At 61.5% G+C, this 13,589-nt stretch carries 12 protein-coding genes; 8 read left to right on the top strand and 4 right to left on the bottom strand.

The genetic code is table 11. From position 1 onward, the window contains the following. Positions 1-23 precede the first annotated feature (23 nt). Complete coding sequence (locus tag ACYU7Q_RS04715; RefSeq protein WP_460608279.1) at positions 24-1,481, bottom strand: leucyl aminopeptidase family protein; 1,458 nt, start codon at positions 1,479-1,481, stop codon at positions 24-26. Between the two features lie 202 nt (positions 1,482-1,683). On the opposite strand from ACYU7Q_RS04715, the gene rsmA reads away from it, so the two are divergent. The 6 genes from rsmA to ACYU7Q_RS04685 all read left to right on the top strand — a co-directional run bounded on the left by rsmA (position 1,684) and on the right by ACYU7Q_RS04685 (position 6,356). Further along, positions 1,684-2,514: a ribosomal RNA small subunit methyltransferase A gene (gene rsmA / locus ACYU7Q_RS04710; protein WP_460608278.1), complete on the top strand. Its 831-nt coding sequence runs from the start codon at positions 1,684-1,686 to the stop codon at positions 2,512-2,514. 18 nt (positions 2,515-2,532) lie between these two features. Beyond that, on the top strand, positions 2,533-2,898 hold the full coding sequence (locus tag ACYU7Q_RS04705) for a hypothetical protein (RefSeq protein ID WP_460608277.1): 366 nt from the start codon (positions 2,533-2,535) through the stop codon (positions 2,896-2,898). Between the two features lie 8 nt (positions 2,899-2,906). Next, positions 2,907-3,872, top strand: coding sequence for a Rossmann-fold NAD(P)-binding domain-containing protein (locus tag ACYU7Q_RS04700; protein WP_460608276.1), 966 nt, complete (start codon positions 2,907-2,909; stop codon positions 3,870-3,872). Positions 3,873-3,973: 101 nt separating this feature from the next. Then, on the top strand, positions 3,974-4,450 hold the full coding sequence (greA, locus tag ACYU7Q_RS04695) for a transcription elongation factor GreA (RefSeq protein ID WP_460608275.1): 477 nt from the start codon (positions 3,974-3,976) through the stop codon (positions 4,448-4,450). Between the two features lie 143 nt (positions 4,451-4,593). Then, complete coding sequence (locus tag ACYU7Q_RS04690; RefSeq protein ID WP_460608274.1) at positions 4,594-5,424, top strand: nuclease A inhibitor family protein; 831 nt, start codon at positions 4,594-4,596, stop codon at positions 5,422-5,424. A 137-nt stretch (positions 5,425-5,561) separates the two neighbouring features. Then, positions 5,562-6,356, top strand: a complete 795-nt coding sequence (locus ACYU7Q_RS04685) for an alpha/beta hydrolase family protein (protein ID WP_460608273.1) — start codon at positions 5,562-5,564, stop codon at positions 6,354-6,356. A 5-nt stretch (positions 6,357-6,361) separates the two neighbouring features. On the opposite strand, the gene ACYU7Q_RS04680 is transcribed toward ACYU7Q_RS04685, so the two are convergent. Next, entirely contained in the window at positions 6,362-7,831 is a 1,470-nt protein-coding gene (locus ACYU7Q_RS04680) for a DNA/RNA non-specific endonuclease (RefSeq protein ID WP_460608272.1), read from the bottom strand. A gap of 109 nt (positions 7,832-7,940) precedes the next feature. On the opposite strand from ACYU7Q_RS04680, the gene ACYU7Q_RS04675 reads away from it, so the two are divergent. Further along, positions 7,941-8,666 (top strand): Bax inhibitor-1/YccA family protein, encoded by a 726-nt coding sequence (locus ACYU7Q_RS04675; RefSeq protein ID WP_460608271.1) that lies wholly within the window; start codon positions 7,941-7,943, stop codon positions 8,664-8,666. 85 nt (positions 8,667-8,751) lie between these two features. Here the strand turns inward: ACYU7Q_RS04675 and ACYU7Q_RS04670 are convergent, their stop codons facing one another. After that, positions 8,752-9,771, bottom strand: a complete 1,020-nt coding sequence (locus tag ACYU7Q_RS04670; protein WP_460608270.1) for an aldo/keto reductase — start codon at positions 9,769-9,771, stop codon at positions 8,752-8,754. A gap of 149 nt (positions 9,772-9,920) precedes the next feature. Then, complete coding sequence (locus tag ACYU7Q_RS04665; RefSeq protein WP_460608269.1) at positions 9,921-10,796, bottom strand: alpha/beta hydrolase; 876 nt, start codon at positions 10,794-10,796, stop codon at positions 9,921-9,923. A gap of 215 nt (positions 10,797-11,011) precedes the next feature. Between ACYU7Q_RS04665 and ACYU7Q_RS04660 the strand changes: the two genes are divergently transcribed. Next, positions 11,012-13,582, top strand: coding sequence for an alpha-amylase family glycosyl hydrolase (locus ACYU7Q_RS04660; protein WP_460608268.1), 2,571 nt, complete (start codon positions 11,012-11,014; stop codon positions 13,580-13,582). The last annotated feature ends 7 nt before the right edge of the window (positions 13,583-13,589 follow it).

Genomic DNA, 13,589 nt, shown 5'->3' with positions numbered 1-13,589 from the left:
CATAACGTTATTAATTGCTAATGCTAAGCAATCTGCTTGGTTAGGAACTCGTAAAGCAGGCGCACACCCACGCCGGTGCCGCCCTTGCCGCGGTAGCTCTCGGCAGCAGTGAGGTAGGCCGGGCCGGCGATGTCGAGGTGAATCCAGGGGTAGCCTTCGGCGAAGCGTTCCAGGAATTTGGCGGCGGAAATGTGGCCGGCTTCGCCTTTGCCCAGGTTGCTGAGGTCGGCGATGTCGGACTTGATGTGGTCGGCGTACTCATCCCAGAGCGGAAATTCCACGAGGCGCTCGTGGACGGTGTAGCCGGCTTCGCTGAGTTCCTGCATGGTAGCAGGTGCGGCGGTGCCCATTGATGCCGAGGCTTCGGTGGCAAGGGCGCGTACGGCCGCGCCGGTGAGCGTGGCCAGGTCAATAACCAGCTCGGGCTCGTAGCGCTTGGCGAAGCTGAGGGCATCGGCGAGGAGCAGGCGGCCTTCGGCGTCGGTGTTTTTTACTTCGACCGTGAGGCCGGAGTGCATGGTGATAACGTCGCCGGGGGCGTAGGCAAGGCCGCCGGGGCGGTTGTCGGTGGCGGGCACCAGACCGATAACGTGTAGTGGCACCTGGTTTTTAGCCAGGGCGAATAGCGTGCCGGCCACGGCCGCGCCGCCGGCCATGTCGCACTTCATCATGTCCATGCTGTTGGGCGTGGGCTTGAGGCTGAGGCCGCCGGTATCGAACACCACGCCTTTGCCCACGAGAACGTAGGGCTTCTCGTTTTTGGCGTTGGCGGGCTTGTATTCGAGGATGCTGAAGGTGGGCGGCTCGGGCGAGCCGAGGTTGACGGCGAGTAGGCCGCCCATGCGCAGGGCTTCGATTTTGGCCAGGTCGAGGATGTCGGTGGTGTAACCGGCTTCGTCGCCGGCCTGGGCCATGCGCTCGGCAAACTGCACGGCGTTCAGCTTATTGAGCGGGGCGTTGACGAGGTCGCGGGCCAGCATAACACCCTGGAGCAGGCCTTCCAATTCGTGGATTTGGGCAGCAGCGGCGGCGTTGCCGACCAAGTAAACTGCTTTCAGCGCCGGGGCTTTGCGCGACTTCTCGTCGGTTTTGTAGCCTTCGAACTGGTAGGCGGTCAGGGCTACTCCTTCGGCCAGCAGTAGGGCGGCGTTGGGCGTAGCGCTGTGGTTTTCGATGAAAACCTCGGCGGTTTTTTCGGCTTTTAGTAAGCCGTGGAGGGTGTGGCCGGCGCGGCGCAGCTGCTCGGCTACCTGGGCGGTGTTGGGCTTGTCGGCGAGCACCACGAAGTAGTGTTGGTGGCTGAAATGATTGAGGTGAACGAGCTTTTGGTCGTTGGCGAGGGCGGCGTCTACATACTGGCGGGCCACGGCCGATAAGTCGCCGGCGGCGGCATCGGGCAGGGTGGTGGTGCCAGCGGGCAGGATGAAAATCTGCGTGGACTGGGCCGGCGCGGCGGCCGCGTGAGCGAGGGCTAAGGACATAAGCGGGAATGAAGGCCGTAGATTTGAGGCCGCAAGGTACTGTTACGGTAGCGAGGTTTTTCTGACGGATTGACAAGAACGTTAGGTGAAGCCGGTCGAAGCGTCGCTACTGCGCAAATAATTCATGCTGATATGCCGAAGTGGTAGCAGTGCTTCGACAAGCTCAGCCTGACGTTCTGTTATCTCCTTACGCCCCAATTCCGTGAATACCGTTCGCCCCAAAAAGCACCTGGGCCAGCACTTTCTGGCCGACCCCAACATTGCCCGCAACATTGTGGGCGCTTTGCAGCTGCCCGATGGCGTGAAGGAAGTGCTCGAAATCGGGCCGGGTATGGGCGTGCTCACCCAGTACCTGCTCCAAAACCCGGCCTACCAGACCAGCGTGGTGGAAATTGATACCGAGTCAGTGGCCTACCTGAAAGTGCATTACCCGGCGCTGGCCGACCGCATTTACGCCACCGATTTCCTGAAGCAGAGCCTGGCCACGATGTTCCCGGACCAGCCGTTGGCCATCATCGGCAACTTTCCCTACAACATCAGCAGCCAGATTTTTTTCGCCGTGCTCAACAACCGCCAGCAGGTGCGCGAGGTGGTGGGCATGATTCAGAAGGAAGTGGCCCAGCGCCTGGCCGAGCCGCCCGGCTCGAAAACCTACGGCATTCTGAGCGTGCTGCTACAAGCGTTCTATAAGATTGAGTATCTGTTTACGGTGCCGCCGCACGTGTTTGTGCCGCCGCCCAAGGTGGAGTCGGCCGTGGTGCGCCTCACGCGCAACGACGTGCAGCAACTGGACTGCGATGAAAAGCTCTTTTTCCGGGTGGTGAAGCAGGCATTCCAAACGCGCCGCAAGACGCTGCGCAATGCGCTGAAACCGTTCGGGATGCCGGCGGAAGCTACTACCGACCCCATTTTTGAACGCCGCGCCGAAACGTTGAGCGTGGCCGATTTTGTGGGGTTGACGCAGCGGGTTTCGCAGCATCAGGCGGCGGGCGCTGCGCTGCCGGATTTAGATATTAGCGATGTAGCCGAATAGTCAAACAAGATTGAATAAATGGTCAAGGCCAGTAAATTTTTGTTGTACAATACATTGTTGTTGTCGAGCTGTTCCTTAGATAGTCAGCCCAAGACTGAGCATTTAACAGAGCACTATTACACTGGACTGTCGGTGGATGGCGAACCAGGTCTCTATTTTGATGACCCAAAACTTGGGATGGTTTATTTAAGATTTGCAACATATGCCGGAATAAACAAAGGATATGTAGCAGCATGCGGTGATAGCTGCTACATACTTCCAGTAGCAGCTTCAACTGTCGAAGCTGCACGCCACGGCCAAGTTGTTTTCTTGACTCAAGCTGCTTGGAAGCAGGAGATTTTTCGATTAACCGGTGATTCAGTTAAAGTTGAATCACTCCTGTGAGTAATTCCATGTCCATCTGCCTCGTCGTCGACGAAATGCACCCGTCGCTGCAACCGTTGCTGCAAGGCATCGGCGTTGAGATTGATTATCAGCCTACCCTCACGGCTGCCGAAGTACACGCCGCGCTGGCTGCTAAGCCCTACGAAGGCTTGGTAGTTCGCAGCAAGCTGCGCGTGACCGCCGACCTGCTGGCCCACGGCCCACACCTCCGCTACGTGGCCCGCGCCGGGGCCGGCACCGACAACATCGACGAAGCCGCGATGGCGGCGGCCGGCGTGACGCTGCTGAACGCACCCGAAGGCAACCGCGACGCCGTGGGCGAATTTGCCGTGGGGCTGCTGCTGGCACTGCTGCGCAACATTGCCCGCGCCGACCACGAGGTGCGCCAGGGCCAGTGGCGGCGCGAGGCCAGCCGCGGCACCGAAATCGGCGGCAAAACCATTGGCTTGCTCGGCTACGGGCACATGGGCCGGGCGTTTGCGCGGCGGCTGGGGGCGTTTGGGTGTACGGTGCTGGCGCACGATATTGACCCGGCCGTGACCACCGACGGCCACGCCACGCTGGTGCCGCTGGCCGACCTGCAGGCGCGGGTCGACGTGCTCAGCCTGCACATTCCCTATTCAGCGGCCAACCACCATTTCGTGAATGAAGCATTCCTGGCCGATTTCGCCAAACCGATTTGGGTGATGAACACGGCCCGCGGCGAAGTGGTGGACCAGGCTGCGCTAGTGCGTGCCCTGCAGGCCGACACGGTGCGTGGTGCGGCGCTTGACGTGCTCGATAATGAGAAACTCAATAGCCTCAGCCCGGCGCAGCAGGCCACGTTCGATTTCCTGAAAACGGCTCCGAATGTTGTGCTCACGCCGCACGTAGGCGGTTGGAGCTTTGAGAGCTACGCACGGATTAACGAAGTGCTGGTGGAGAAAATTCGGGCTTTTCGGGCCGGGGCGTTGGGGGCAAATGCGGGGAGCTAATTCGTTTTGCGTATCTTTGTAAGGAACCTAAGAAGGGAGAACGGTTGGCAGTGCCAGCCGTTCTCCTTGCTTTTTAGCCAAACCGTCAAGCATCTACTCCCATGGCCAGCACCATCAATTATTACACCCCCGAAGGCCTGCAAAAACTGAAGGACGAGCTCCAGGACCTCAAAATCCGGGGCCGGGCCAAGGCCGCTGAAGACCTGCGCGAAGCCCGCGACAAAGGCGACCTGAGCGAAAACGCCGAATACGACGCCGCCAAGGACGCCCAGGGCCTGTTAGAACTGAAAATCTCGAAGCTCGAAGAAGTGCTGGGCAACGCCCGCCTCATCGACGAAACCAACATGGATTTCAGCAAGGTGCTCATCATGAGCAAGGTGAAGCTGAAAAACCTGAAGAACAACATGGTGCTTGACTACACCCTGGTGGCCGAGGAAGAAGCCAACCTGGCCGCTGGCAAAATCTCGGTGAAGTCGCCGATTGGCAAAGGCCTGCTGGGCAAATCGGCCGGCGACACGGCCGAAATCGTGGTGCCCGCTGGCAAGCTGCAGTTTCAGATTCTGGAAATTTCGCGGTAACTTTTTTAAGCTGCCAACCTCAGGCTATAAGCCGCAAGCATCTTTTGGTGCTTGCGGCTTTTTTATTCCGGAAGTTCTTGCTTGCGGGAATATTTGCAAAAAAGCTTGCAGCTTGCAGCCCAAAGCTTGTAGCCCCAATCCCTATGCCTTCGATTTTCTCCCGCATCGTTTCCGGCGAGCTGCCGGCTTATAAAGTGGCCGAGGACGGCCGCCACCTCGCGTTTCTCGACATCACGCCGCTGGTGGAAGGCCACGCGCTGGTGATTCCGAAAAAGGAAGTCGACTACATTTTCGACATGCCGGCCGATGAGCTGGCGGCCCTGCACGTGTTTGCGCAGCGTGTGGCCAAGGCCGTGCAGGCTGCTGTGCCGTGCAAGCGCATCGGCGTGGCTGTAATTGGGCTAGAAGTGCCGCACGCGCACATTCACCTCATTCCGATGAACAAAGTATCGGACATGAACTTCGCCAACCCGAAAATCAAGGTTCCCGAGGAGCGCATGAAGGAGCTGGCTGCCGCCATTGCGGCTAAAGTGGAAGGTGGCAGCGGGCTAGCCGAGGCTAACCAGGCCGGGGCTACTTCGAATGCCGCCGTGCCCGCCGAGCTGCAGAAGCAGGTGGCTGGCCTGCACTTTATGAGCGAATCGGATGCGCCGCTGGAAGCCGTGGCCTACGCTGCGCCGGGCGGCGACCTCAGCAACGCTGCGCTGCTGAAGCTGCTGGGCGAGCCCGCCAATGCCAAAGTGGAAACCGTAGAGCTGACTCAGTTCCTGCGCAACCACACAGCCGATGACGGCGTGCTGGGCGATGTGGCGCTGTCCAACCGCTACAAGGCCCTGCAAATGTTTATGAAGCAGGACATGGACGGCGTGCAGGTGTACCGCGTGGGCGCAGGGCCGCAGATTCATGCCTACGCTTTGGGACGGATGATGGACGGCACGCTGGCCGGCTTCAAAACGGTGCTGACGGAAACCTGAAAATAACGAATTGGGTCGGAGACTTTTAGGTTGATTGCAACGGTGGGAATGAAAGGCTGTCAGTAGCGACAGTCTTTCATCCCCATTCTCGTTTCCCGCCTATGTGCCGCGTTCTACTGATAAACTGTTTCTTTTTGATGAGTACGTGGGCCTGGGCCCTCAATCCCACCCGCGAGTGGATAGGCACACCCGATTCGCTGGGCCTGCGCTACCAAACTACGGCCCTCATCACGCCCGACCACGCCCAACTGGCCGGCTGGATAGTGGAGCCCGCCTCCAACGTGTCCGACCAGCGCACCACCATGGTAATGGCCTATGGCGACGCGAACAACATGTCTTATTTCCTTAACCAAGCGCGGGCGCTGAGCCAGGGCGGCTACCGCGTGTACCTATTTGACTACCGCGGCTTCGGGCACAGTAGCGACTTTGCCATCGACCGGCAGCGACTGTATTACCCCGAGTTCAGCACCGACCTGCGCACCGTGCTGGCCGACGCCCAGCACCGCTACCCGCGCAGCCGCACCGGCATTATTGGCTTCTCGATGGGCACTATCATGGGCTCGGAAGCGGCGGCCACCAGCAAGTGCGACTTTCTCGTTGCCGAAGGCTACGTAGCCAGCCCACAGCAGTTGGTGGCCGGCATTTTCCAGCGCAGCCAGAAAGTGGTGACCTTGCCCGCCGAAGCAGCCAACTACGCCCTGGTGGCGCGCCGCGTGAACTGCCCGTGGTTACTGATTGGCGGCACCGCCGATAAAAGCATGCCCCTGGCCGACTCGGTAGCGGTGGTGCGCCAGGCCCGGTACCGACAGCGGCGGCAGGTACTTTGCTTCGAGGGCGGGCATCTGGAGGGGTTTTACAAGCTGACCGAAGCCGGATACGGCGACAAATACGTGCGGGAGGTGACGCGCTTTCTGGTCGGAAAACGGAGTTAAAAAAGTTACTCCGCCCGGCCGCTATCCACGATTTTTTGCAGGCGGGCCTGAGCATCGCGGGGCAGGGCGCTGAGCAAATCCAGACCGGTGGCGGCTTCGATTTTATCCACTGAAGTCAGGTATTGCCGCCAGTCGGGGCTCACGGTGTTGTTGTCGTTGGGCGTGTCGACGGCCAGCACGCGCACGGCCGGGTCGGTGGCGATGCGCTGAAGGTCGTTGGTGCCGTCGGGCAAAATCACCATCACTTTCCAGATGCGGGCGGGGACAGTGACGCGGCCCTGGTCGAGGGTTTGGGCGAAGCCGTTGGCGCCGGTGCCGCCGCGCCCGTAGCTGCCCATGATGACGTAGATTTCCTGGCCGCGCTGCACTTGCGAGCGGCCGTATTCTTCGAGGTGGGCCCAGGTTTGCTGGTTGTTGTGCGGGGCCTGGGGCACCATGTTGGTCATCAGGAAGGTATTGGCGTTGGCGTCGAGGTCGGCGGTGCGGTCGCCGCTGGGGCAGTTGTGGCCTTTGTCGAAGCCGGAGCGGGCGTAGCTGGCGGGCGTCACCTGGTAGAACTGCCGGGGCAGGGCGGCATCGGGCCGGAAGTTGTTTTGGCGCGGCGCCTGGCCGAGGTCGGCTTTGTCGATGTGCCAGCTCACCCAGTTCGGGATGCCGCGCGCGGCATTGTAGCCAATGGTGAATTCGGGATGGACGAGCAGGTAATTGCTCGCGTTGTTGGGGTCGGAAGTGGCGCCGCTGGGGTTGCCCAGCGCCATATTGGCGTCGTTGGGGTCCTGGGCGGTGCCCGTGCCGGTACCGGCCGGGTACTGCGCGGCGGTGGGTTGCTGGGCAGCAGGGGCCTGCGGCTTGTCGCGATTCTCGAAATAGCCGCCCGTGGCTCCAGCGCCGGCCGCCACGGCAGGGCCGGCGGCGGTTTCGAGCACAATGTCATCGATGTCGAGCCGGTTTTTTTGGCCGCTGGTTTTACGGATTTCCAGGCGAATGGGCTCGTTGGCCAAGCCGGCAAATACGTGGGGCACCAGTGCCGGGCCGCTCGTGGTGACTGGGGCGCCGGTGCGCGCATAGGTGCGGCCGCCGTCGCGGCTCAGCCATAGCTCCCAGGTGCTCGGCCCGTCGGTGCCATAAGCCGCGGCCGAGATGGTGATGCGCCGCACGCCGGCTTTGGCATCGAAGCGCATGGAAATGCGGCCCAAATTGCGCAGGCGGGCGGCCCGCTCGCCGTGGGCGTGGTCCTGCGGGCTGCTGCCGATGAGGGCATCCTGAAAGTGCCAGGTCCCGGTGGCCAACGGCTCGTCGGCCTCTTCGTAGGCCCCCTTGCTGCCGGCTTCGAAGGTTTCGGGGAAGGGGGCTGGGGCGGGCTGCTGGGTGGTGCGGGCCGCGGGCGGTCGAGTGGCAGTGGCCGTTTCGGCGGGCTGCTGGGAGCAGGCCAAGAGGCCAAAAGCAGCGAGGGTGAGATAGGCGGAAGCGTGCATAGGGCGAAGATATGCGCTTGCCCGGCCCCGGCTGGCTAAGTGAAAAACCATTGCGTAGCTTCGCCTCACTTATTCATCTTTCTTTCCACCCTTTCACCGCCTTCATGTTATGGAAGACAATCAATTCACGCCGCAACCCCGGCAGATACAAATCTCGGCCGAGGAAGCCGCCGAAATCCAAGCCCGCTTCTTTGCGCAGGTGTACGGCTGGATGGCCGCCGGCCTGGGCCTGACGGGCGGCATTGCCCTGTTCGCCTCCACCTCGCCGGAGCTAATAAACTTCGTTTTTGGCACCCGTTTCGTGTTTTTGGGGCTGATTATTCTGGAGTTGGTCATTGTCGGCTTTCTCTCGGCCCGCATTTTCGATTGGAGCCTGGGCAAGGTGCAGGCCGCCTTCGTGGGCTACGCCGTCCTGAATGGCGTGACCTTGAGCTGCGTGTTTCTGGCCTATACCTCCGCGTCCATCGCCTCCACGTTCTTTGTCACGGCGGGCACGTTTGGCGTGATGAGCCTCTTCGGTTACTTCACCAAAGCCGATTTGTCGGGCTGGGGCAAGCTGCTGAGTATGGCTGTTATCGGCCTGGTCATTGCCATGGTGGTCAATATTTTCCTCAATAACTCAATCCTGGAAATCGTCACGTCCTTCGTCGGGGTACTGATTTTTACGGCCCTCACGGCCTACGACACCCAGAAGCTGAAGCAGCTGGCGCTGCTCGGCGTGACGGAAGGCGAGGAAATGAGCCACAAGGCGTCCATCCTGGGCGCGCTCACGCTCTACCTGGATTTCGTAAATCTGTTCTTGTTCCTGCTGCGCATCTTCGGCCGTCGGCGCTAAGCGCAAGGGTTGCGATTTATAAAAAAGCCCGCTGATGCATTCATCAGCGGGCTTTTTTGTTGACTCACGAAGCGACAAATGCTAGCTAGGCCTGTCGGTCGCCCCTGGTGAAGTCCAGCATCCAGCCGGGATATTCGGGGCTGAGCTTGCTCACATCGTCCAGCTGCTGAAGCTCCTCGGGCGTGAATTTGACATCCACGGCTTTCAGGTTATCGTCAAGCTGCTCCATTTTCTTGGCCCCGATAATGACGCTGCTCACCACTTGCTGATGCAGTAGCCACGCGAGGGCCAGCGAGGCCACGGTTGCGCCTTTCGCTTCGGCCAGGGGGCGCAGCTTGTCAATGATGTTGAAGGCCAGTTCTTTGTTGACGGGTGGGAAGTCGAATCCGGTGCGGCGGTCGTCGGCCGAGCCCTGGTTTTCGCGGGTAAACTTGCCCGAGAGGAAGCCGCCGGCCAGCGGGCTCCACACCATGAGGCCCACGCGCTGGTCCTGAAGCAGCGGCACAAGCTCGCGCTCCAGCTCGCGGCCCGCAACGGTGTAATAAGCCTGCAGCGACTGGAACCGGGCCAAGCGCTCGTAGTGCGAAATATCCAGCGCCTTCATCAACTGCCAGGCGGCCAGGTTGCTGGCTCCGATGTAGCGGACTTTGCCGCTTTTCACCAGGTCGTCGAGGGCGCGCAGCGTTTCATCGAGGGGCGTGAGCGGGTCGTAGCTGTGGATTTGGTAGAGGTCGATGTAATCCGTGTTCAGGCGCTTGAGGCTGGCTTCGGCCTGTTGCAGGATGTGCTTGCGGGTGAGGCCGGCATCGTTGGGGCCGTCGCCCATCTTGCCGCGTACCTTGGTAGCCAGCACCAGGTCGTCGCGCCGCAGGCCCAGATTGCGGATGGACTGGCCGGTGAGCTCTTCCGACAGGCCCTCAGAGTACACGTTGGCCGTGTCGATGAAGTTGATACCAGCCTCCACGGCCCGTTTCACAATGTCGTCCACGGCTTGCTGGCCGAGATTGCCGATGGCCGCCGCCCAGCCCTTGCCGCCAAAGGTCATGGTGCCAAGGCAGAGTTCGGAAACTTTGAGGCCGGTGCGGCCAAGCAGGTTGTATTTCATAAGCCAAAGCGTTTTGAATAGGATGCCGGGTAGAACCGGTCCGGCGAACGATTGTTGGCATAACTCCGGCAGGACAGGCTAAATGAGAACAGCCCCGTCGGCAGTGCCGACGGGGCTGATAGTACCTTAAATCCTGTTGAATAGGTCGCTTACAGGGGCACCGTCGTGCCATTTTCCTTCAGCACCTTGTTCAGAAACAGCACCTGGTAGGGCAGGGCCGTTTGCCAATACTCCCAGGTGTGCGCGCCGGGGCGCTCGGTGTAGTCGTGCGGGGTATGGTTGTACACGAGCCGGCGGTGCAGCTCGCGGTTTATGTCGATGAGGCCATCGTCCACGCCGCAATCTATGATGAGGGGCAGGCCGTTGCGCTGCATCTGGGGCAGCAGGTTAATGACGGAGTTGGCTGCGAACCGCTCGGCGTTATCCGTTTCGGACCCCAGAATTGGAGCCCAGAGCTGGGCCCGCTGGGCCGCATCGGCAGGGGAGAGCTTGCGGTTGAGGCTGGTTAAATCGAGGGCACCGCTCATGCTGCCAGCGGCGCAATATAGCTCGGGGTGGCGGGCCGAGAGGTAGAGCGCACCGTGCCCGCCCATGCTCAGGCCCGCAATGACACGGCCCTTGCGGTCGCGCACGGTGCGGTAGGCCTGGTCGATGGCCGGAATGACTTCTTTGGTAAGGTAGGTTTCGAACTGGCTGTCGGCCTTCACCGGGCTGTCGAGGTAGAAGCTGAAGGTTTCGCCCTCGGGGTTCACGATTATCAGGTTGTACTGGTCGGCCAGGCGATGCAACAGTTGTTTGTCAGGCGTCTTGTTCAACCAGTCGGAAAAGTGGCCCCAGGCTCCGTGCAGTAGGTACAGCACCGGGTAGTTGGCCTTCTTGTTCTTGGCGTAGGAAGCCGGGAGCACCACGGCGGCGCGGTAGGTTTTGTGCATGGCCGCACTCGGAATGGCCAGGGTGTCGACCCGGGCGGCGCGAGCCGCAGTGGCGGTAAGCAGCAGGCAGGCGAGGAGCAGGAGGGAACGCATGGGTGGGTGGTTGATTGGTTGAGGGAATGAGTGAAAAAACTGTCGTGCCGAGCGCAGCCGGGGCATCTCGCGTGCAATAGTAATTCAATCAATGATTTTGATTCCTCTTTCACACAAGATGCTTCAGGTGCGCTCAGCAAGACGTTCAAATTGGCATGACGCCCAAGCAGCCGCGAACGTACCTTTGTTATTCCCTCTAGAGCTACTATAAATCCATGAAATTCCGTTTACTACTTATTTCGCTGCTGGCCGGTTTGGGCAGCGCACAGGCAAATCAGCTCACCTTTCGGGTCGATATGGGCACCACGGCCGTGCCCGCCGGGGGCGTGCACGTCGCCGGCAATTTCCAGGCCGCCGCCGGCTTTCCGGCCGACTGGAACCCCGCCACCACGGCGCTGACCGACCCCGACGGCGACCACGTGTGGGAAGCCACCGTGAACGTACCGGCCGGGACCTACCTCTACAAATTCGTGAACGGCAACGCATGGGGCGTTTCTGAAATCGTGCCCGCCACCTGCGGCATCACCGACGCCAGCGGCAACGTGAACCGGCAGGTGGTGGTGGGCGGCTCGGCTGTGCGCCTGCCCATTGTGGCCTTCGCCGACTGCGCCCCGCAGCTGCGCTTCGCCGTGGACATGACCGGCCAAACCGTGGCCCGAACCGGCGTGCACGTGGTGGGCAATTTCCAGGCCCTGGCCGGCTACGGCGCGAATAATGACGCCACCGCGTTGCCCCTAACCGACGACAACAACGACGGCATCTACGAAGTGACCATTGCGCTGCCGGCTCCCGGCATGTTCCAGTACCGCTTTGTGAACGGCAACACCCTGGCCGGGGCCGAAACCGTGCCCGCCGCCTGCGGCACTGCCGATGCCAGCGGCACCCTCACCCGCGTGGTGAACGCCACGGCCGCCGTGAACACCACGCCGAGCTATTGCTTCGGCACCTGCACGGCCTGTAATGGAGCCACGCTCACCAGCTACTCAACTTACTGGTGGAATGATGCGGTGTTCTACGAGGTATTCGTGCGCAGCTTTTACGACAGCAACGGCGACGGCAAGGGCGACTTCGCCGGCCTAACCCAGAAGCTGGACTACCTCAACGACGGCAACCCCGCCACCACCACCGACCTGGGCGTGACCGGCCTCTGGCTGATGCCCATCATGGACTCGCCCAGCTACCACGGCTACGACATAACCGACTACAAGGCCGTGGAGCCGGATTATGGCACGATGGCCCAGTTTGATGCCTTCCTGGCCGCCGCCCACCAGCGCGGCATCAGGGTGATTCTGGACTTGGTGCTGAACCATTCCTCCAGCCAGCATCCGTGGTTCACGCAGTCGGCGGCCAGCACCACCAGCCCGTACCGCAACTGGTATTTGTGGTCGCCCACCGATTTGGGCTACGGGCCTTTTGGGGGCAGCGGCTGGCATCCGCGCAACGGCCAGTATTTCTACGGCGCGTTCTGGGACGGCATGCCCGATTTGAACTGGCGCAACCCCCAGCTCAAAGCCGCCATGTGGGACGTAGACCGGTTCTGGCTGCGCAGGGGCGTGGACGGTTTCCGCCTCGATGCCGTGCGCTACCTGGTAGAAACCGGCACCACGAGTGCCGACACCCCCGAAACCCTCGGCATTCTGGAAGAATTTCACGACTCGCTGAAGGCCGTGAACCCGGCTGCATTGTCGGTGGGTGAGGTGTGGATTAACACCAGCACCGCCGTGCCCTACGTGCGTAACCGCCGCCTCGACCTCTGCTTCGAGTTTGACCTGGCCAGCAGCATTATCAGCGCCGTGACGGCGGGCAGCCCCACTGCGCTGCGCACCCAGCTCGACCTCGTGACGAGCCTCTACCCGCGCCTGCAGTACGCCACCTTCCTCACCAACCACGACCAGAACCGCGTATTCGACGGCCTGGGCAGCAACGTGGCCCGCATGAAGCAGGCGGCCGCGCTCTACCTCACCATGCCCGGCGTGCCCTTCATTTACTACGGCGAGGAAGTGGGCATGGCCGGTACCGGCCCCGACGAAGATAAGCGCAAGCCTATGCAGTGGACTTCCGGCACGCAGGCGGGTTTCACCAGCGGCACGCCCTGGCGCACCATCAACTCCAACTTCGGCACCTACAACGTAGCCACCGAGCAGGCCGACCAAAACTCCCTGCTCAGCCACTACAAGAAGCTCATCGGCCTGCGCACCGCCAACGAAACCCTGCGCAAGGGCTACTATTTGCCCGCCACCTCATCGGCCGCTTCGGTGCTGGCCTATGCCCGCGTTTTCGGCCAGGAAGCCACGCTGATTGCCGCCAACCTGGGTAGCACCGCCATTAGCAGCTCCACGCTTTCGCTCAATATGTCGACGCTGGCCCCCGGCACCTACCAGGTCACCGAATTGTACACCGGTCAGGCTGCGGGTACCGTCACGGTGAACGCGCAGGGCGGCTTCAGCAGCTTCGCCACGACCCTGCCGGCCCTGGCTGCCAACCAGACCTGGGTGCTGCGCCTGCGCTCCACCACGGCTACCAGCACGGCCAGCGCCCAGCCCACTTTCGCCGTGGCCCTCTACCCGAACCCCACGGCCAGCACGGTGCGCCTGGCCCTGGCGGCCGCCCCGGCCACCCAAAGCCAGCTGCAGGTATTCGACCTCACCGGCCGCCTGCTGCAAACCCGCAGCTTCAACGGCAACAGCTACGCGCTGGAAACCAACGGCTGGGCCGCAGGTACTTATTTCGTGCGGGTGCAATCGGGCACTGCAGTTGCTATGCAGCGGTTGGTAGTGGAGCGGTAATTCACTT

This window comes from Hymenobacter terrigena, assembly GCF_054776515.1.
The sequence above is the reverse complement of the archived record's forward strand: the minus strand, read 5'-3'. Positions and strand labels throughout refer to the sequence as shown.

Excerpts from the sequence above, each read along its gene's own strand:
- ACYU7Q_RS04665 (WP_460608269.1), bottom strand. The coding sequence starts at position 10,796 with ATGCGTTCCCTCCTGCTCCTCGCCTGCCTGCTGCTTACCGCCACTGCG.
- ACYU7Q_RS04685 (WP_460608273.1), top strand. The coding sequence starts at position 5,562 with ATGAGTACGTGGGCCTGGGCCCTCAATCCCACCCGCGAGTGGATAGGC.
- ACYU7Q_RS04700 (WP_460608276.1), top strand. The coding sequence starts at position 2,907 with ATGTCCATCTGCCTCGTCGTCGACGAAATGCACCCGTCGCTGCAACCG.
- ACYU7Q_RS04680 (WP_460608272.1), bottom strand. The coding sequence starts at position 7,831 with ATGCACGCTTCCGCCTATCTCACCCTCGCTGCTTTTGGCCTCTTGGCC.
- ACYU7Q_RS04675 (WP_460608271.1), top strand. The coding sequence starts at position 7,941 with ATGGAAGACAATCAATTCACGCCGCAACCCCGGCAGATACAAATCTCG.
- ACYU7Q_RS04690 (WP_460608274.1), top strand. The coding sequence starts at position 4,594 with ATGCCTTCGATTTTCTCCCGCATCGTTTCCGGCGAGCTGCCGGCTTAT.
- ACYU7Q_RS04705 (WP_460608277.1), top strand. The coding sequence starts at position 2,533 with ATGGTCAAGGCCAGTAAATTTTTGTTGTACAATACATTGTTGTTGTCG.
- ACYU7Q_RS04670 (WP_460608270.1), bottom strand. The coding sequence starts at position 9,771 with ATGAAATACAACCTGCTTGGCCGCACCGGCCTCAAAGTTTCCGAACTC.
- ACYU7Q_RS04715 (WP_460608279.1), bottom strand. The coding sequence starts at position 1,481 with ATGTCCTTAGCCCTCGCTCACGCGGCCGCCGCGCCGGCCCAGTCCACG.
- ACYU7Q_RS04660 (WP_460608268.1), top strand. The coding sequence starts at position 11,012 with ATGAAATTCCGTTTACTACTTATTTCGCTGCTGGCCGGTTTGGGCAGC.
- greA (WP_460608275.1), top strand. The coding sequence starts at position 3,974 with ATGGCCAGCACCATCAATTATTACACCCCCGAAGGCCTGCAAAAACTG.